At 71.2% G+C, this 260-nt stretch carries 1 protein-coding gene; it reads left to right on the top strand.

Features of this window, described 5'->3' with window-relative positions; translation table 11 throughout:
• The coding region (locus AC0L3J_RS38190) for a LysR family transcriptional regulator (RefSeq protein WP_473350588.1) at nucleotides 1-260 on the top strand (260 nt) is incomplete at both ends.

Consider the following 260-nt stretch of genomic DNA (forward strand, 5'->3'; position numbering starts at 1 on the left):
TGGATGCGATGAAGGTGTTTGTCCTTTCGGTGGACGAGGGCAGCCTCGCGGCCGCGGGCCGCAAGCTCGGCCGTTCGCCGGCGGCGGTCAGCCGCGCCATTGCTTTCCTGGAGCAGCGGGTCGGTGCCGAGCTGCTGCACCGGACCACACGCTCCATCAAGCTGAGCGAGGAGGGCGAGCGCTATGTCGCGGTCTGTCGCCGCGTGCTCACCGAGTTGGAGGAGGCCGACGACATCGCGGCCGGGCCGCGCACGGCCCCC

This window comes from Bradyrhizobium sp. Kon37, from assembly GCF_055807535.1.